The sequence below is a fragment of the Metaclostridioides mangenotii genome (assembly GCF_017873185.1).
In the GTDB taxonomy this organism is placed as follows: Bacteria; Bacillota; Clostridia; order Peptostreptococcales; family Peptostreptococcaceae; genus Metaclostridioides; species Metaclostridioides mangenotii.
On the sequence record NZ_JAGGJX010000001.1, the window covers coordinates 413,350 to 433,513 of the forward strand.

Here is a 20,164-nt window from a genome sequence, read left to right on the forward strand (position 1 = left end):
GATAATTGAGATAACAAATGAGGTGATCAATATACTAAACATCAATGAGATTATAACTAAAATAAACCGCTTAGAAGCAGTCAAGACAGTTGTAAATATAAGACTTGATAATTTATACCTTACAACCGCTGAAACCTTACAAAATGCTTATATAGGCGATAATTCTAATATAGAGTTAATAGGGGTTAATGGTTTAAGGTTAGATGTACATATTAAAGATATAAAAGAGATAAAAGAAATGGATAAATCAATAGTTATATATTTTGATAAAATACAGGTGATGTTTTCATGGAACTAAAAAGGTATTTGAATTATGAAAAAAACAAATACCAATTCTAGTTATGAATTATAAATTATAATCCAACATTCGCAAGTTGATTATAGTTTATAAACGAAAATTATTCAAGATTTACATATATAAATTGTTGGAAAATGTGTGTATGAAAAATAAATTATAATGGGGGATTTAAACATGTGTAAAAGAAAACAAGATGAATATGGATTTTCGGGAGATAGAAATACTCTTGATAAATATGTAGAGGCACGAAATATATTATCGGAAAAACTTGAAAAATTAGGTGTTAATGAAGATATTTTTCATGATCTAGCGATTGTATGCCAGTTAAGTATGAGGATCTATGCTTAATTCTATCTCGACAAATGCGACACCCTAAAAAGATTATTTGGATATTTCGGACACCCTAAAAAGGGATAATAAGAATATTTAAAGTGGTTACTGTAAAATGAAATTCTGTAACCACTTTATATTTAAACCGTAGTTACACTAAAAATAAATCTATCAACTACATATAAAGAAAGAAGGTTGGATTATGTACTGTGTAATTCAAGAAGTAGGGCTAAAGAAAGCAAGTAAAGGAAATAGTAAGCGTTTAGAAGTCTATACATGGGACTGGACAATAAATGATAAGTATATAAAAAAGTATACCTATAGGAAAAGTTCAGAGTGCTTTGATAGGCCAATAAAAAAGGCTTATAAAATATCGATACATGAAAGCTATAGGGAAAATGGAGAAGTTAAAAAGAAGCAATGGCATATCAGTACGGAAGAACACTATAGCTTAATAGAATATGGTTTCGAATTGTGGAAGGTTGAAAATAAGTTAAATGAAATGGGAATTACAGAAGCTGAACTATACGAGATTATCTACAAGAAGCTAGATACGCTTATTGAAAAGATAACGGAAGAATATCATAAGACAGATGAATATAAGGCAGAGGTAGATCAAACAGCGATACTCAATAAATATACAGATAACAAACAGACCTTTGAAGCAAAATACGGAGATAGGACATATGATATTTGCTACGACATATTTGGAATGCTTAGAAACAAAGATGAACTAGATAGGATTAAAAAAGAGTATGAGGAAACGCAGAAACAGAGGAAGAGCTATGAAAGAGCATATGAGAATTATAGAAAGAGCTATAGCTCAAGTGGTTACTCAGTAAATAATTCAAGTAACTACAATGAAAATGAAAAGAAATTATTAAAAGAAGCCTTTAAGCTATTATCACATAAACATCATCCTGACAAAGGTGGAAGCACTGAAACTATGTCTATTATTAATAATCTAAAGGACAAGTTATTGAAATTTTAGATAATTCAAGATTGAGTTTTCATAATGAAGAAGGTAATCATCATTTGGATGAGAACCTAAGAAAAGCTAATATAAAAACTATATATAATTTATTTAATTGAGTAGAGGTGAAATGAAAAACCTTATAAAACCTCACTTAAATTTAGATATATGATGCTATATATAATCAAAATAACCTCACAAAACCTTACCTATTTATTTAATAACGAGACAAAACTAGACATATTAATTTGTGCGTACGAATTTCGTACGAAGAAAGGAGAAATATATGAGAGAAGGATTTGGGAACTTTTATACAGATGTGATACTAATTGCAAAATGTAGAAAACTACAAGAATACATAGATTTAGGAAGCGAAGTATCAAAAGTAAAGTTAGAGAATTTACTAGAACCTTTATATATAGATTTATATAGAGCTGAAAGAAAGCTAAATTCTATTAGTGATAAGAGCGGGATTGAATATTTTACATACAAGAATAAGAGAGACAATATATTGAGAATATTTGAATTAGTATATGTAGATAGTAGAGTTAATTTGCTTACATGGCACTGCGTAAAGATAGTATGTGATTTGAAAGGTAATAACCTTAAGGCATTGATAGTATTGAAATTGATATGCAAATACTCATTTAATAGAGATTATGAATACATGAATAGATTAGTGACCGCATGCATGTTATATTCAAATATGGATGAAATGGGAGATGATTATAACAATATGAAAAGTTTTATTTGTAGCTATAGCTTATCTTCATTGATTGCAAATTTACTCACTGGATTAACTCCGACAGAGTTATTAAAAGTATTTCCTATACAAAAGTATTATGAGGGTTATAAGTGGGAATTGAAAGATTACTTTAGCAGTATAGAGTATGTAAATGAATATGGATTAGATACTGAATTTACTGGTGATAGTGGGATAGACTTTATATTTAATGTTCAGATGGATTCTTTTATGTCTGATATTGCAGTAAGTTTTATGACACTTGCTAGCGATTATAACGGTTGGACTCCTAATGATGTTATGAATCATATAGAAAGACTTAGTAAGCCTAAATTAGAAGTAGTTAAGTAGTATATCCCCCCTCCCTCAATTAAATGCGGTTTATTTTGGGGAAACAAGCAACGGGGAGGGGGCATTGCTAAACATATTATCTTTATTTTATCATGCGCGCGAGGGAGATGAAAGATAATATGGAATATTTAAATAAGGAATATGAGAAGTTTGCAATTGATATATTGAAGCACCACAGGGAATTAAAGTCATTTATTAAAAGTACCTCAGAAAAGAATGTCTTAAATATTAGTCATAAAAATATAGAGGATACTAAAATGCTAGTAAATAATATAGATAAGGCTATGAGTAGCCTAAGCCCTATCCATAGGGAATTGATTAAACTGAGATATTTAAACGGCTTAGATTGGCAATTAACGAGTGAAAGTTTAGGGTGTAGTATTAGAACCGCTTATAATAGGAATAAAGAAGTGATAAGCATAATTGTGCAAGCTTTATTTGGCGAAAATATGGAAAGAAATAGTGTAAATTAATGTTATGGCCAAAGTAGAGAACCTTGATAAAGATACAATAATGTTTTAAAGCTACGGATATAATTTACATGCTGATACTAAAATACGTGCTAATATAAGGGAATATCTAAGGGTTAATTATCCGTATGAATACTATATGTATGTTGATTTAGATATTAAAAAGTGGTCAGACGGTTTGTATATTGAAAAGTATGGCCAATAACTATGGAAACGGTTATATAGGGCGTATGAGAGAGATTAAGAGCAGAGCAAGTCGACAAAAGAACATAAAAAGATAATAAATGGATAACTATTAAAATGTTTCATTGGAGTGTTGCAAAACGAATACTCCATTAAAAATATGCAGTATTACAAAACAACCATTGCAATATAAATGAATGGAGTACTCCAAAACAACTATGGAGTACTCCAAAACAACTATGGAGTACTTTTTTATTGCGAGATTTATTTAAGGATTTGCTAGAACCTGAGAAAACCTGAAATTTATATTATATATTATTTTAGAAAATCCATTTACGATTTTGTTGTCGGATAAAAAAGGCGCATTATGATTATTAAAGAAGGATTTTAAACTATTAAGTAGAATTATATATAAATAATTTATATATAAGGAGACTTTGATGGACCTATTGAATGAAATAAATTTATACTGTAATCAAAAAAATAATACTGGCGCACTCTTAATTACTGGAAAATGGGGAAGTGGCAAATCTTATTTTATAGAAAATAATTTAATGAATAATGATTTAATAAAAAACAACTTTGATATTATTAAAATTTCTTTATTTGGAATAGATAGTTCTGATATGTTTAATAAAGAAGTTAAAGCTAAATATATAAATAAAAGATATAAAATACCCTCAAACAATAAACTAAAATCTATTAACTATAAAGCGCTTTTAGAGAAGTTGCCTTATATCGGAAGAGCTGTACCATTTATTGATTTGAATATGTTGGTGGACATCGAGCCCTATAATAAAACACACTTATTATTCATATTTGATGACCTAGAGCGCTGTAAAATAGACATTAATGACTTGATGGGACTAATAAACCAATATATTGAGATGGCAGAATGTAAAACAATTATTATAGCAAATGAAGAATCACTTTTAAGAGATCCTTCAAAAAAAGAAGACTATTCCATTATAAAAGAAAAAATTATTTCTAGAACTATTAAGTTTACAAATAAATCTAAAGAAACCATAAATAAAATAATAAAATCTTATGAAGAATATAATTCAGATTTAGGTTATAAAAGTTTTCTTGAAAAAAATACAGAATTCATTATCGATACATTTAGTGAAATAGGAAAAGAAAACTTACGAATTCTAAAATGTGCGCTACAAGACTATGAACTATTTTTTAAAAAGGTCAGTGACACCAATTTTGAAGAACAAGATAATGAATTAAAAATATTTTATAATTTTCTAGTAGTTTATTTTGAATATAGAGTAGGTGAGCTACAAGATGAAAAATATAAAGTATATGAAGGGATTTTTATTGATACTGATTTAAAAGATAAATATACAAAATATGATAAGAATTACTTTTTATTTTCATTGATAGATTGGTTAAGAGATGGATATTTCAATGAAAAATTATTAGAAAATGATCTTAAAAGAATTGATATTATTTCATCACCTAAATCAAAGAAGGATATTATTATTTCAACTGAAAATCTATTGCTTCTTGAAGAAATAGATTTAATTGAAGGATTTCAAGAGCTATTAGATTATGCGTATATTGGTAATATAGAATTATCAGACTATATATCAATTTTTAAACTATATCTACAAGCAGTTCAATACAAAATAGATCTCCACTGTAATATTAATTATAAAAGCCTAGAAGAAGGCATAAAAATAAAATTAAAGAACACATTTGATAATAATGAAAAAATTTATTTGAGGATTTATTTAACTGTTGAAGAAGAAAGGCTTCTTAGTAATGAAGGCCTAATGCTATACAACATGATATTTGACACTTATAGATCTCAAGATAATTGTTTTTTCGAGCACAAATTATTTGAAGCATTAAAAAAAGATAATGTATCTTTTGTAATAGAATGTTTAGGTGCTTATGAAGGCAGGATTACTGATGAATTTGTTAACTTATTCTTTGATTGTTATAAAAATAAAAAGAATTTTGATAGATTTTTATTAAAATCAGCTATAAAAGGTCTACTTAGTAAAGAAATATTTTTTACTGAAGTAAATAAAAAAGAGACTTTAAATTCTTTAAATCATCTAAAACAAAATGTAGCAAAACTAGATACAGGAGATAAAATAGGCAAAATAAATGATAGTCAACTGATTGAATTTTTAACTGATATCATAAAAAGTAGTGAATTTGAGATTACTAATTAAGTTAATGTCTTATACAGTATATAACGCAATAATTATACAACTAGATACTAATAACACAATAAATAATATTACAAATTTAACATAGTTATTTAAGAAGTGAGGTGTAATAATTGTGGATCGAGTAAAATTTTATTCTACTAATGACTTAAGTTATAGTTATTACTTAGAGTGTTCAGAGAAAGTAATTATAAATCACAGAAATGATAAGAAATTAGAATGTATTAACGATGTGATTGAACTTTATAATATTCAGAAATACTTTGATAACGAAATATATCTAACAAGATGGAAATCTAATGACATAAAAAAATATAAAGATATAGCAAAGACATTTATGCCGATAATAGCTAGATTTTTTGTGAATATAAATATTGATAAGTTTGATAAATATTATGAAAAAATAGATTTTGATTATAGACAGGATTTTTGGGAACTAATTGTAAAATTTAATTTATATCAAAAAATAGATCCTTTAGAATTTGAGATATTTTTGTACGAATCAAAAGTTAATTTACATGAAATTCTAATACATAGGGGAATTGCAAAATACTTTGGATGTCCTATAAGAGAGTATATGTTATTTAATAAATCTTCTGCCGAAGTACTTTTAGATGAATATGAAATAAAACATAACACTGAAACAAATCACCTATTTTTTCCGAATGAATTAACAAATGCAGATAAAGAAGTAATAATTTGTAATTATTTAGATAATGAACAAATAAATTTTAATTACTTAAAGATTATAGCTAATATACAAAGCAATAAGAATAAAGTAGAATTATCGCCAAAAACATTACTGAAAGCAAAAAAGAGACTTGAATTAGAGAAAAAAAAATTATTTCCTGAAGATTCTGGTATACTTTTGGAAACAACTCTAATTTTTTCTGATACTCAGGAAGAGGAAGTAAAGATAGAGATAGAAGGATACTCAATAAAAGCAATCTATAGTACTAAGTGGATTGAAGAAAATAGAGATAGTGCAACCTTGTTAAACAATTTTATTTATTTATTTGATTATGTTGATTTTCAAATGAGATTCAATCTTGTGAATAAATCACATTATATGGGAGTTTTAGAAAGATATATGTTTATTAAGTCAAAAAATGCTTATATAAAAGGGGGGACTTTCAACCGTCTAGATCAGCTATCTTTAATGCAAATGACTGGTTACTATAACAAACTACTTAGTATAGATATTAGGATCGAGGAATTAATTGAGTGGTTTTTTAAGGATTATCTATCCCATGAATTTGAAGCTAATAACTTTAAATTAAATATGCCTTCAACAAATTCAACATTTTTAGAAAAATGCACAAATATAATGCCTGCACTTGAGTCTGTATTAAAACAATTTTTACTGTTTGTTGAAGAAGGGCATATTGACTTTGAATTACTTGAATTTAGTTCTGATCATCTAATTTATAAAAATATTCCTTCATTGGTTCAAAGGAAATATGTGTACGGATATGGCGATGAATTCAGAAAATTAACAATATTTCTGTTTTCGGATCAAAGTAGTTTGGGCTTCATTAAAAAGTTAGATAAATCTTATAGAAATTTATTTGAATTAATATCTAATGAAGAGGTTGTAATCAGTTCTTACTCAAAACATAATATTCAAAAGATAAACTGGTTAATTGAACATGAGTATTTATTAATAAATAATAAAGGATTCCTTGAATTTAGCAATAATACTCTTATTACCATACTAAAAGATTTATATTATAATGAAGTGATAAGTTATTGGAAATATCCTAATCAAGGTCAAGAAGTAATTGATGAATTAGAAAAAAAGCATATTGTTAAAATTGAAAGCTCACTATTCACTAAACCTGAACAAGACTATATCAATTATTTTTTAAATAAATCACAATTTAATAATGGTTTAGACCTAAGAAATAAGTATGTTCATACACAACCTGATTTAGATAATGAATTCGATATACATAAACATAATTATATGGTTTTATTAAGGATATTTATTTTAACTATATTAAAAATAAATGATGATTTCTGCATTGCAGATTATATAAAAAACAGATAATAATTGCTTATTCAATCAAATGATACAGTTTATCTATTAATAATTTTTAAAGATAGCAAATATTGCTATTAAAATGATTTATTGGAGTGTTAAAACGAATACTCCAATGAATGCAGTATTACAAAACAACCATTGCAGTATAAATGAACGGAGTACTCCAAAACAACCGACGGAGTACTTTTTATTGCGATTTATATGTTTTAATATTCGATAAAACCTGAGAAAACTTGAAATTTTAATATTAATTATTTAGATTTTTAAAAGGAATTTTAACAATAGTGTAGAATATTGTTGTTTAATAATAATTTTTGGATTAAAGGAATTATTAAGAAAGAACTTAGAAAGGGGTAATTATGACATTAAACGAGAATTATTATTTTTTAATGGACGCTTTAGATAAATTTAATTCTAATTATTTTAAATTTATTATAATTTTATTACTACTCATGCTATTTATCTATAATTATATAATTATAGATAAGGCTAAGGATGAATTTAAAAAAATACTAAGAAGACAGTTATTTATGTTATTTGTAAATATTATAGTTATTTCGGGATTTATTCATATTATATATATATTATTCGATATAAAAATCTTTTACTATATTTATAGAAATAAACTTTGTTTTCTATTATTTACTTTTATCCTAATACGTAGACTTTTTATTTTATATAACACTTATCGTTCTGCAAATATTAGTTTGGCAATGGATCTCGCTGATGAGAATAGTAAAGGTGATATTAACAAGAATAAAAAACAATATTCGTGTTTATTAAGGTGGTTGGATACAGATTTGTATATGGCAAATATACAATTTGATATATTAAAATCATTGACACCTATTTCTTTGATACCAGTATTATTTGGTTTCATATTTAAAAATGAAAATAATAAGGATCCGATAAATATTAATTGGAGTATGTATACGGTTTTTATCTTTGCAATGTTTTTTATATATATTTTTTTCTATATAAAGGTTTATTATGATTTAAAAAGAATAAAGAGAGAAAAAGATAATGTAGTTGATAGATTTAGCATAGTTGTAGAAGATGATGATAGTATAACTAAAATAGATAGAATACTAAACAATAAATAATTTATAGAGTAGAAGAAAGAAATACCCCTTTTATTCCCACGCTAGAACAATTGATAATAAAAACAATATGCAAACAACCAATTGTCAATATTGGAATGATTGGAAATACAATATTAAAGTAAAGATTAAATATTGTGCAATGTTGAAAACAGAAATCCCCTCGTCTCCACCAATTTTAAATGAATATCGATAAACAAAGTGGAATTGCTTAATCATATTTTATAAACAATCCTATCCGTCAGATGGTTTAAGGTTAAGAAAAAGTTATGGATTCCTACTTATAACTATATTTGGTAAAATTTAGTTATAATAAATATGAGTTTTTAATTATTCTGAGTTAAATTTTAAATATCTATAATATGACTAATAGTTAAAAAGCTGTTTTAAAAAATATAGAGAGGACAGGAGAATAGCAAATGAAAAATAGATTAGGTTTGTCACAAGGGGATGTTTTACAGAATGATGATATAATGAAGGTTTTTGGATGCAGTGGACAGGGCGGTATGAGAAAATCAAATTCCACTAATACTCTTGTATTAATATCAGATGAGACGAAAGGGCTATATGAAGACAAGTGGTATAAAGATGAATTTCATTATACTGGTATGGGGAAAAATGGGGACCAAAGCCTAGACTTTATGCAAAACAAAACCTTAGCTTTAAGTAATGAAAATAAGGTGGAAATACACTTGTTTGAAGTGTTTGAAAAGAAACGATATACATATATAGGACAGGTTTACTTAATTGGAGAACCTTATCAGTCCATACAGCAGGGAGAAGATGGAATCGATAGAACTGTATGGATTTTCAAATTGGAGTTAGTTAGCGGTTATAGTTTACCTAATATAGATAAAGATGTATTTGGAAGAAATAGTGAAGTGAAAGAAAGGAAGATAAAAAAACTTAAAGCAGAAGAAATTATTGATAAAGCTAAAAAAGTAAAAGGTAAGGCAGGATCAGTAAATGTAATTTCACAGACTCACAGCAGAAATCAAATTATTATAGAGTATACAAAAATGAGAGCAAAAGGTTTTTGTGAACTTTGTAAAGAAAAGGCACCCTTTATGAATTTAAACAATGAACCTTATTTAGAAGTTCTCTAAGGGAGGGAATGACGATATTGATAATACAGTGGCATTATGTCCTAATTGTCATAAAAAAATGCATATTCTTAATTTAGATAAAGATGTTGAACACTTGTCAAATTTAAATAAACATATAATTCACACTTAAAAATATAAGTATTGGTATGAGAGATAAGTATGATTTAAGTTTAAATTATGCTGCAAATAATCCAACATTAACCCAATTAGAATGAAAGACATTAAAAATATAACCCATAATAAAAAATACTTTCTAAAAAATATTGAATTTTTAGAATTTTTATATTAAGAAAAATAAACTTAAATCTATATAATATCTAAGGCGGAATGTGTGTATAAACTTAAAAGATAAAAAGTTGTAAATTAAAAGAGTACTCCGAAACAACTATGGAGTACTTTTTTATTGCAATACATATACCATAGGATTTGCTAAAACCTAGAAAACCTGAAATTTAAATATGCATAATAAAATATATAAAAATATTAAAAGGTTTTTGAAAATGAATGTAGAATATTGTAACTTAATAAGTTATATTATATTAAAAACAGCTATTAAATTTCTTTAAAGAAAGGGTATTACAAAAATGGGAACAAAAAATCCAAAGTTTAATAAAAGTAAGTTATTTAGAATTATTGCTTATATTATACTTATATCACTGCTTGTAATTTGTTTAATTATAGAAAGTAATATTTTTAATTTACCAAGTTTTATTTTAATCAATAATCAATATAAAAGAGATATAATGTATTCTATTTTTACGGCTCAGGTATCTATATCAACACTTGGAATTGCCTTGATTGCAATTTTAAGCGGAGTGCTAAAAGATACGATTTATGGAGTTAATATAATTAGATATATTACAAATGATACTCCTGTATTATTTAAGCATAAAAATTGTATTATACTAGAGTTTATATTGATATTAATATCATATATTCTCTTAGCATTAGATTATTACAACTTGTTAATTTATGTTTTTTTTATAAGTATAATAATCATTATGTCTATGGCTATAGATATATTAAAATCCTTATATGTTAATGACCAATTAAAATATGAGATTTATAATTATATTAAAAATATTTTTTCAGAAAAATCAGCTAGAAAATATTACAAAGAACAATTTTTAAAGGGATTGAAAGATGAAACTTTAATAAATATTGAGAAAAATAATACTTATCTTATAAAAGAAAATATATCTTTTTTTGAAGAAATATTTGAAATTACAATAAAAAATGATGATATTTATATGATGGAAATTATAGAAGATAATTTATCAAATGTGTATAACAGCATATTTGAGAAGAAAGATAGTAGTAAAACAGTAATTGCACTCTATTCTATTCAAAAAATATATAAAATATGCAATGACAATAATAATGGTAGTGGAAACAAAAAGATATATTTAGATGTTTATGAAAAAGTATTCTATAATATATTTAGCGCAATAGCTACAATGATATTGGACGATAGAATTGATCAAAAAATAATTTTTAATATGCAGTATGATTTATTTAATAATATGAATTTTATTGAAAAAAATGGAGATTTAAGGCCTCAAAATAATTTTAGAGTAAAATTTTTTTCAGCAAGATTATACGATGAGATGAAAAGAAAAGGTTTTGGTAAATATAACCCGATATTATTAAGAAAAGTCAAAGAAGATTTATTTGATTATCACGATGGTTGTATAGGAATATATGCCTTTAATGAACAATTTAGATTAAATAAAAATATACAAGTGAATTTACAGTTGTGTGAATATACTAAAGTATTAATTGATAACTATGAGGATGAAGTTTTAAAAGAAACTTATTTTCGTAAGATGGTAAATAGTATGCACCCTTATAATAAAATTGAAAAAAAACTAGATAATGAGTACTTATTTATTATTATTATATATTTGTATTACTTAATAGAGTTTGAATATTTAGTTAAATCAGAAGAAAGAAGTAAATTAATAAAACTAATAGATTCTAATAATAATAAAGTAAAGAGTTTTTTAAAAACTAATTTTATTCCAAATGATAGATATTTATTAGAAGCGATATTAAAAACATGGGAAAGGACATTTAAAAGTGATCCAAAGGTTTTTATTATGGATAATGTTGTTGTCAAATTTATTGTTTTTTATATACTAAAATTAAAAGGAAATAATTTTGAAATATTAAAAGAAAATTTAAAAAAATTTATTACATATGAAAATTTGATTTTAATAATTAACGAAATTAATTATAGTTCTGATTTTTTAGAAGAATACAAAAAATTTAAAAAATTATTTTTTGCTGAAGATCTAATATCAGAAGATCTAGCCGCTGAAGAAAGTATCAATATGCTAAGAGAGAGTATAAATATGATGTATAAAGAAATTATGATAAATGGACATAGTGATATTGACAAAAATAATTTATCATATGAGGATACTAAAGAGTCAATTGAAAAAGATCTCCTTAAGAAATTTAATGAATTTCTAGGCTTATTTAAAAAAGATAAATCTAAATGTAAAGGAAAAAGAGATATAATTAGAAAAAAAATAGAGATTCCTAAAGCAGCTACAGATATTAATATTATTCAAATAAGTGTTAATTTATTATATGACGAATTAATTAAAAGGCTGATATATATAATAAAAAATAATATATATAATCCAAAGGTATCAAATAGAGATGAAGATAACATTATAAAATTTCTAGAATATATAGAAAAGAATAGTATAGAAACAGATGTTGTTATTGGTTATGATAATTGTAGCACTTATCTTGATGAAGATACTTCAAGTAAGCTCGAAAAATTTGGACAAGATAAACAAAAAATAGATGTAAACTACTTCAGTAATTTCATGTATGCGCTTAATAGTAAGCAAATTTACTTTGAAGTGATCAATATAAGTGTAGGTATAAATAAAGTGAGTGTTTATGATTTTTGTAATAGAAACAATATAGAAAAGAATAATAGTGGTAAGTACATATTGGTCAAAGAAAATATAGAATTTCTATTTAATGAAGATGAACTTAATGAATATTTAGAAAATAATATAAGAGATATAGTTGTAGAAATAGATTATGTATGTGAATTGACGGATGATTGTATAGGAGTAGGTATTATATTTAATAGATAATTGTAAACTTACATAACATTCATGGAGTGAAGGACTAAGATTATTTAAAGTAATATTATGAATATAGAATAAAGTATTATCATAATATAAATTTATTTATTATCTTAAAAATATAATCCCCCCTTTATCCCCCTTCTGCATTGCTATTTTGATATCTACTTAAATAGAATAACTATCTATGAAGTTATAAAGCGTTGAAATTTCAATGGAATAGTTTCATAATAAATTCTGCAAAACTATATTAATATTCATGGGTGGGATGCATGTATAAAATTAAATGAAAAATAGTTGTAAATTGTAAGAGTACTCCGAAAGATTATGGAGTACTTTTTTTATTGCTATTCATATATTATAGGATTTGCTAAAACCTAAGGAAACCTGAAATTTAAAATATATAGTAAACTAATAAGATCACATTTTGAAGAAGATATTAAAATAGATAACTGAAATACCGACAACTGAATTCAATCAAAGCAAGATTACTTTTATTTCGTGCTAAATTAGTATAAGGCTAAAAAGTATAAATACAACTAATAATAGCAAGAGATGATTAGGGTTGCTTCTTTAATAGAAAACAGACTTAAACTTTTCAAACAAATTAAATAAAACAATGTAAAATGTTACATTATTCTTATATAAATAATTAAAAGTAAACTTTTATATATAAGAAGTCAGCCTTGTAATAAAAGTAAGTTATATCCCATCTTAGTGGATTCAAACCAAAAGGATTAAGTAAAAACGTTTATTTATAATAGACTTCTAATGTATTTGTTAATTTGCTTTTCATTTGTTTTAAATTTACTAAAGACTCATCAAGGCTATTTGATTTATTGAGTAGCAAAATTAAAAAGCATAATAATAACTACACTTATATCATTGTCTATTCTTATCGTTGGTGTTTTAACAATATATAATAGTTCAAATTACTTTGCAAAAAAACAATCAGACTTATTAAATGAAGAATTAAATATTTATAATGTAGTAGCTGAACCAAATATAAGTGTAGATTATCAAACATTATACAATAACAATTCATTTGGAGGAGAAATTCATGTTAGTCGCTCAAAAAAATTGATGGGTATATTGTACCATGGAGTACACTCTTTAATAGCTATACAATAAGGCAATACAATGTTGATTCTAATAATTTAAACTCCTCTGGATATAACAATTACTCTTACGATAGGCAAACTAATCAAAAAATAGCTGAATTCTACAATCCTCATAAAAGTCACGAATTTATTCCATATGAATTAAGTAATATCCAATCTTTAGATAATTCTGTTGCAGAGGTTGCAATTTCATTTGATAAACCTTATAAGTTTGATGAATTATAAAAAATGATTCCGTCTTCATTAAGTGTGACTTGGATATATGTAATGACAGAAGAAGAAAATAATGAAACAATTGGTTTTTCTGTTGACGATGCGGAACTTAAAAATATCAATGAAAACACTTACAGCTACTTTATTAGTTCATTGGAAAAATATAAAGGAGAACAAAAAGACATAAAAGCTTTTATAAATAAAAATAAAAAACTAAAAGATTTAGAAGTCTGCGGCGTTATGTTGACTGGACAATCAAGTAACTTCATTTCACTGAAAGATAAACCATATGTTAAAGGAGCATCAATAGGGGTAACAGCTAAAATAGTTCCTTATATACAACCTCTTAAATAAAATTTAACGTCTATGTGTTAAAATCGATAATGACTACACTTTATTATTTAGAAGTTCAAGTTCATCACATTATTTGGCTATCTAAGGGAGGGAATGACGATATTGATAACACAGTGGCATTATGTCCTAATTGTCATAAAAAAATGCATATTCTTAATTTAGATAAAGATCTTGAACACTTGTCAAATTTAAATATACATATAATACACACTTAAAAATTTATGCATTTGTATAATTAACTTATCGCAATAATTAATAGAATATAATTATAAATTATGTGAGTACTCCTGAATGACATGGAGTATTTTTATTCTTAGTAAAAAATTTATTAGTACCTGTGAAAACCTGAAATTTAAATTTATATAAAGTACTATCTTTAATAATTACGGAGGACAATATGTCTAGAAAAGAATTAATTAATAAAATAAAAATGATAAAAAGTATATTGATGTCGTAAAAAAGATAAAAGAGGAATATGAAGAAGCTTTTAACCAAGTAAAGTTAATATCAGGTGAATAAAATATTTAAAGAGGTCAGTACGAGATCTGATGAATTAAATTCAAGTATTTCTATCAATATTAAAGAATCTATTAAGCCTATTATAAATTTTTTATCTGCTTTACCTAAGTTTGTTATAGATTTAGATAAGGCGAAAATTTTTTATTATAAAACTTTATATGCGGAAGAAAATGATATTGTAGAAATGTTATATGAAAATACAATTTTCCCACAAATAAATCTAGATGAAGAAAAATTTAAAAAATTAAAATATAGGGAGAATACTGTAGGATGGATTTTGAAAAACGATGTTAAATACTTCTACTTACAAAGAATGAATATCTGGAAAGATAAGTATAACGATGAAAATATAACTAAAATGATTGATGAAATAAAGTTTAGGGGAGCTATGCAAAGCCTAGCGTAAACCTTGGTACACAAAAAATATAAAAACCCATGAAAAAACCATAACCATAATATGACCATAGATTTTTTTATTAATTTTTCATATAATCCTCTTTCTTAAGTTTAAAATTCTCTATCTTATTGCCTTTATTCAAGATCTCTTTATTATAATTTTCTATTTCCTCATTATTTTTGTCTATTAAAAACTTTAAAGATTTGATTTCATTATTTGATATTTATAGTTTAGTTTCTATTTGATATTTTTTACTTTCTTCTTTATTGACTATAGTATTTTTTGTGTCATTGATATCTTGACTTACCTTTTATATTTTGTTATATAAACCCATCTTAATCCTTATAGTACTTTTATAGGGAGTACTAAGGAGTGCTTCCTTATTCATCTATCGATATTCTAACTCAAAATAAATGGAGAGAGTCTCTTATGATAATTTCTAAAAATACTGCTTATGTTTACCTCTATTTCTAATCATATATGTTCTCATATTGATATATGAACATAAATATTTTCTATGTTATAGTGCATTGAATTAATCCTTATTACACGTAACTTCTCTTATTGCTTATTATTATAGGGCCATAGTTTTAGTACTAAAATCTATGGGGTGAGGGTGATATTATATTATGAAATTAACACCTGTAGATGGTACGAAAAGGAATATAAAGGTGAAACATTTAAAGCGTGCTTTGTAAATATTGAAAAGAATTATAACGTAAGATTTAAGCATTGCCGACTTGCTTATGATCAAGAATTGGTGATGGTTATTTATTAGGATTCACTACAGAAAATTTAACTGAGGATGATATAGACACTATTCTGATGTATCCAGGAGGGGTACCTGAGTTGTTAGAAGTATATGGATTTGCTTTAAATAAGTTGTCAAATTTATTTCCATGTATAGATAAAAAAATTAGAAGCTGTATCATGTAAGCATATAATATTGTCGAATTAATATATTTTTTTCCACTTATGCAGTTTAAATGCCCAGTTTTGACATTTTATAGATAGATTGAGAATTATAAGATATACTAATAATGCTATAAATTATATTAATAATCAAATATTAGCATTATTAGTATAGCGTTTTTAAAACAGATAATATACTTATAATTCCCAGGAGGTATGAAATGTCAAAATATGATGATTTTAATTTAGATTTAAATAAAGTAGAAAGTAATGCAGTAGCAAAATCTGGAGCCACTGATGCAATTACATTTAGTGTTAATTACTGCGGTACTATTGTAAATGCTAGTAAAAAATTATGCTCTAAAACAGCAAAAAAAGGAAATGGTTGTCACGAAACATACACAAAAATTGGTCCTTGCAACAGAACATATGGAATAAAACAAGATTAATTAGTAGTTATACATAATAAGAGTATATTATCTGGTTTATGAAACGCTTTTTGAGATTAAAAAAATAATTATTTGACTTAAAATTAGATAAACTACATTGTTTATGAAAGTGTTGAAATTTAAAAATTTAGTAATATAAACCACTAAATCACTGTTATAAAACTTAAGGAAACTTTAATTGAAAATTAGGGCTAAAGGAAGTGAATTATTTTGACATATAAATTATATGACCATTTTGTAATGAGGGCACCAAGTTTGCCTATAAGTATATATTTTGATTTATTAAAATATGAAGGTAATCTCATAACATATATGAAAGATAAAGGTATATACAATCAAGTAAAAAATATGTTAATGGTATCAAGTGAAAATATGTTTAATATGTTATTAAATATTGAAAATGGAAAAGTTAAGTATAATGATACCTTTGAATCAAGTTTAATTAAATATTTAATAAGAGCTTCGACTAGGGCTACACCTTTCGGTTTATGTGCTGGTGTTGGAATAGGATCGTTTGGTAAAAAAACGAGCCTGTGTATGAATGATACTGAATCTCTAGTAGAGGTTAAAGTTGATAATAAGTGGATTTGTAATGTAACTTATCAATTAGAAAATAATAAGGATATACTTGATAAATTATCACTTAAATTTAATAACAATACGTATATGTCTGGTAATAGATTGAAAAATTCACAAATATCATTGCATGGGGCTGATAGTAAAAATAGATTTTCTGAGTATAGCATTAAAAATACGCATTTGATAAATATTATAAGAGAATATACAAGAAACTATCGATCTTATAAAGAAGTTATAAATTATATTAAAGAAGAATATCCAGGAGTTGATAATTTACTTGTAGAGAATACAGTAAAGGATCTTATAGACAATGAATTTTTAATCACAAATCTTAAACAAGCACCATATTGCAAAGATACTTTAAATCACATTATATTTACTCTTAATTCTTTAGGTTTGAATGAATATTCAAAAAAATATGAAGATATTAATAGATTAATTTATGAAATTAAAAAAACTCTATCAGCTAACAATATCAGTACTACCATAGAATTGGATTCTGTCTATTGTGAACTTATAAATAAAATGAGTTCTATATTTAAGGCAGATAATTACATATATATTAATAAAGGTATACGTTTAAGCAATAGTAATTTAGACGTTTCTATTAGAAATGATTTAAATAATTTCATAAATAAGTTTAGTAATATACTATATAATGAAAATTCATATCAAGAAGAATTTTGTGAAAAAGTTACTGAAAAGTATGGATATAATACTCTGATTCCTTTAACAGATATTATTGACACTAATAAACTAAATATATTGAATACAATAGAGAATATAAATAGTGATAATATAGATGAAAGAGAAAAAAAAATTAAAAATATAATAGAATTTAAAATTCTACAATCAATCAGCATGAGTAAGGATGAAGTCAAACTAACAGAAGACGATTTTAAAGAAGCAGTTGATAAAGATAAGTTTCAAACTATCGAGACTGTAGAATCTTTTGATTTAAATGTTATTATTAAAAAATTAAATAGCGATAATTATGAATACTTTATAACAAATAATCCAGGCTCTGATAGAGCTACATCGATTTATAATAGATTTTATGATGTTTTAAAGTATGAAGATAAATATATAAATATATTAAATAAATTAAAAAATAAAGATACCGATTATCAATCAGAAAATAACTGTTTTTACGCTGAAATTAGAGAATTACTGTCAGATTCAAGAACAATAAATGTTAGGAATGATATTAAGATAAATAACAAATGCTTATCATTTTCACTGGGTGGGGATGATAATGATTCGGAATTATTTATGGAAGATTTATATGTAATAATTAATGAAGATAACAAAGTTAATGTTGTTCATGCAATTTCCGGGAAAAAAATTATATTCATAAAAAATGATATGCTTAACGAAAATGGACATAGCAAGTTAGCTAATTTACTTTATTCTATAACCAATAGTAAATATAATACTTTAAACAGGTTATATTTTTTATTTAATAACAAATATATATTTACTCCGAGGATTAAATTTGAAAATGTTGTTATTAAGCCGAAACAGTGGAAAATATATAAAGAAATGTTTAGTGATATCAAAGATTATGATTTATTTTTGGAAGAATTCTGTAGTATTAAAAATATATTTAAAATTGATAAGTATGTGTATTTAACGGAGTCAGATAATCGATTACTTATTGATTTAGAAAATAAAATTTTTTACGAGTATTTATTTAAACAAATTAAAAGATCCTCCCATATTATATTAGAAGAATTTGAATTTAATTCTAACAAAGAATTACTACTTGAGGATAAAGTAAAAAATAGATACATGTCTGAATACTCTTTATCGTTTTTTAAAAAAGAAGAGGTTAAAAATACTGATAAATTTAATAATACGTATAAAGAAAGTATCGTTACCGATAGTAAATTTTTCATATTACCATTTGAAAAAAATTGGCTATATTACAAATTATACGGTGTTGATGGTAGAGAAAATGAGGTTATTTATAATATTGAAGAATTATTTAAATTAATTGAAAAATCATCTATAAAATTTTTTATAAGATACATTGACGAAGGCGGTAAAAATTTAAGGATACGATTAAAATTTGACAATAATGAGGACTTAATGAATGTACTTATGTTAATTAATGATTATATATATAAATTAAAAAATGAAGGGATGATATATACAGCAACAATTGAAACATATTTACCTGAAATTTCTAGATATGGTGGTATTAATTTAATGAATGAAATTGAACGTTTCTTTACAGCTGATAGCGAATTTGTTATGGAATTATTAAAAAAAGTGGATTTATATGATTCTAGTGATGTTGAATTTTATTATTTTTTAGGTATTATATCAATACTAAAAGTATTCTATACTTCAGATGATGAGATTGTTGTTGCTCTAGAGAAATACACGGATAATTCAAAATGGCGTAATGAATTTAAAACTAGCAGGCAAAGATATCTTGATTTTTCAGAAATATTATTTTACAATGACCCAATTAAAATAGAAAAAATTAATTATTTAATACCGTTATTAGAGAAAAGAAATACTATTTTAAAAGAAATCAAAAATAAACTTATTAGTGATAATAACATAACTTCAATAGATAGTATTATTTTTTCAATAACTCATATGTTCTGTAATAGATTTAAAGGTAATCCACTTGAAGAAGAAAAAATGACTCATTTAATTAGACATTCAATAAGAGAATTAAACAATAGGAAAAGACACTATAAATAATTGTTTCAG

The 20,164-nt window shown here is 24.8% G+C and carries 16 protein-coding genes and 1 pseudogene; all 17 read left to right on the forward strand.

Translation table 11 applies throughout. The features are described 5' to 3' along the window. Window positions 1-22 precede the first annotated feature (22 nt). The 17 genes and pseudogenes from J2Z43_RS02020 (at window position 23) to J2Z43_RS02095 (ending at window position 20,155) form a co-directional block, all read left to right on the forward strand. Window positions 23-298: a hypothetical protein gene (locus J2Z43_RS02020; protein WP_209455618.1), complete on the forward strand. Its 276-nt coding sequence runs from the start codon at window positions 23-25 to the stop codon at window positions 296-298. Window positions 299-472: 174 nt separating this feature from the next. After that, window positions 473-646 (forward strand): hypothetical protein, encoded by a 174-nt coding sequence (locus J2Z43_RS02025; protein WP_209455619.1) that lies wholly within the window; start codon window positions 473-475, stop codon window positions 644-646. Between the two features lie 184 nt (window positions 647-830). After that, window positions 831-1,619 carry a hypothetical protein gene (locus J2Z43_RS02030; protein ID WP_209455620.1) on the forward strand — a complete coding sequence of 263 codons (789 nt, stop codon included), beginning with the start codon at window positions 831-833 and terminating at the stop codon, window positions 1,617-1,619. A gap of 268 nt (window positions 1,620-1,887) precedes the next feature. After that, window positions 1,888-2,694 carry a hypothetical protein gene (locus tag J2Z43_RS02035; RefSeq protein WP_209455621.1) on the forward strand — a complete coding sequence of 269 codons (807 nt, stop codon included), beginning with the start codon at window positions 1,888-1,890 and terminating at the stop codon, window positions 2,692-2,694. Between the two features lie 119 nt (window positions 2,695-2,813). Beyond that, entirely contained in the window at window positions 2,814-3,167 is a 354-nt protein-coding gene (locus tag J2Z43_RS02040; RefSeq protein ID WP_209455622.1) for an RNA polymerase sigma factor, read from the forward strand. A 620-nt stretch (window positions 3,168-3,787) separates the two neighbouring features. After that, a complete protein-coding gene (locus J2Z43_RS02045; RefSeq protein ID WP_209455623.1) occupies window positions 3,788-5,536 on the forward strand; it encodes a P-loop NTPase fold protein in 1,749 nt (582 codons plus the stop codon). Window positions 5,537-5,648: 112 nt separating this feature from the next. Then, complete coding sequence (locus tag J2Z43_RS02050; protein ID WP_209455624.1) at window positions 5,649-7,583, forward strand: hypothetical protein; 1,935 nt, start codon at window positions 5,649-5,651, stop codon at window positions 7,581-7,583. An 800-nt stretch (window positions 7,584-8,383) separates the two neighbouring features. Then, window positions 8,384-8,680, forward strand: coding sequence for a hypothetical protein (locus tag J2Z43_RS02055; protein ID WP_209455625.1), 297 nt, complete (start codon window positions 8,384-8,386; stop codon window positions 8,678-8,680). 416 nt (window positions 8,681-9,096) lie between these two features. Next, window positions 9,097-9,783, forward strand: coding sequence for an HNH endonuclease (locus J2Z43_RS02060; protein WP_234925934.1), 687 nt, complete (start codon window positions 9,097-9,099; stop codon window positions 9,781-9,783). A 16-nt stretch (window positions 9,784-9,799) separates the two neighbouring features. After that, window positions 9,800-9,913: a hypothetical protein gene (locus J2Z43_RS15290; RefSeq protein WP_327786927.1), complete on the forward strand. Its 114-nt coding sequence runs from the start codon at window positions 9,800-9,802 to the stop codon at window positions 9,911-9,913. Between the two features lie 454 nt (window positions 9,914-10,367). Then, a complete protein-coding gene (locus tag J2Z43_RS02065; protein WP_209455626.1) occupies window positions 10,368-12,902 on the forward strand; it encodes a hypothetical protein in 2,535 nt (844 codons plus the stop codon). Window positions 12,903-13,751: 849 nt separating this feature from the next. Then, window positions 13,752-14,024, forward strand: a pseudogene (locus tag J2Z43_RS15380) (sigma factor regulator N-terminal domain-containing protein); the annotation flags it as partial. A 218-nt stretch (window positions 14,025-14,242) separates the two neighbouring features. Beyond that, window positions 14,243-14,581: an anti sigma factor C-terminal domain-containing protein gene (locus J2Z43_RS02075; protein WP_209455628.1), complete on the forward strand. Its 339-nt coding sequence runs from the start codon at window positions 14,243-14,245 to the stop codon at window positions 14,579-14,581. Window positions 14,582-14,610: 29 nt separating this feature from the next. Continuing rightward, entirely contained in the window at window positions 14,611-14,796 is a 186-nt protein-coding gene (locus J2Z43_RS15295; protein WP_209456348.1) for an HNH endonuclease, read from the forward strand. A 296-nt stretch (window positions 14,797-15,092) separates the two neighbouring features. Beyond that, window positions 15,093-15,506 carry a hypothetical protein gene (locus J2Z43_RS02085; RefSeq protein WP_209455629.1) on the forward strand — a complete coding sequence of 138 codons (414 nt, stop codon included), beginning with the start codon at window positions 15,093-15,095 and terminating at the stop codon, window positions 15,504-15,506. A 1,124-nt stretch (window positions 15,507-16,630) separates the two neighbouring features. After that, on the forward strand, window positions 16,631-16,858 hold the full coding sequence (locus tag J2Z43_RS02090; RefSeq protein ID WP_209455630.1) for a hypothetical protein: 228 nt from the start codon (window positions 16,631-16,633) through the stop codon (window positions 16,856-16,858). Between the two features lie 312 nt (window positions 16,859-17,170). After that, window positions 17,171-20,155: a lantibiotic dehydratase gene (locus J2Z43_RS02095; RefSeq protein WP_209455631.1), complete on the forward strand. Its 2,985-nt coding sequence runs from the start codon at window positions 17,171-17,173 to the stop codon at window positions 20,153-20,155. The last annotated feature ends 9 nt before the right edge of the window (window positions 20,156-20,164 follow it).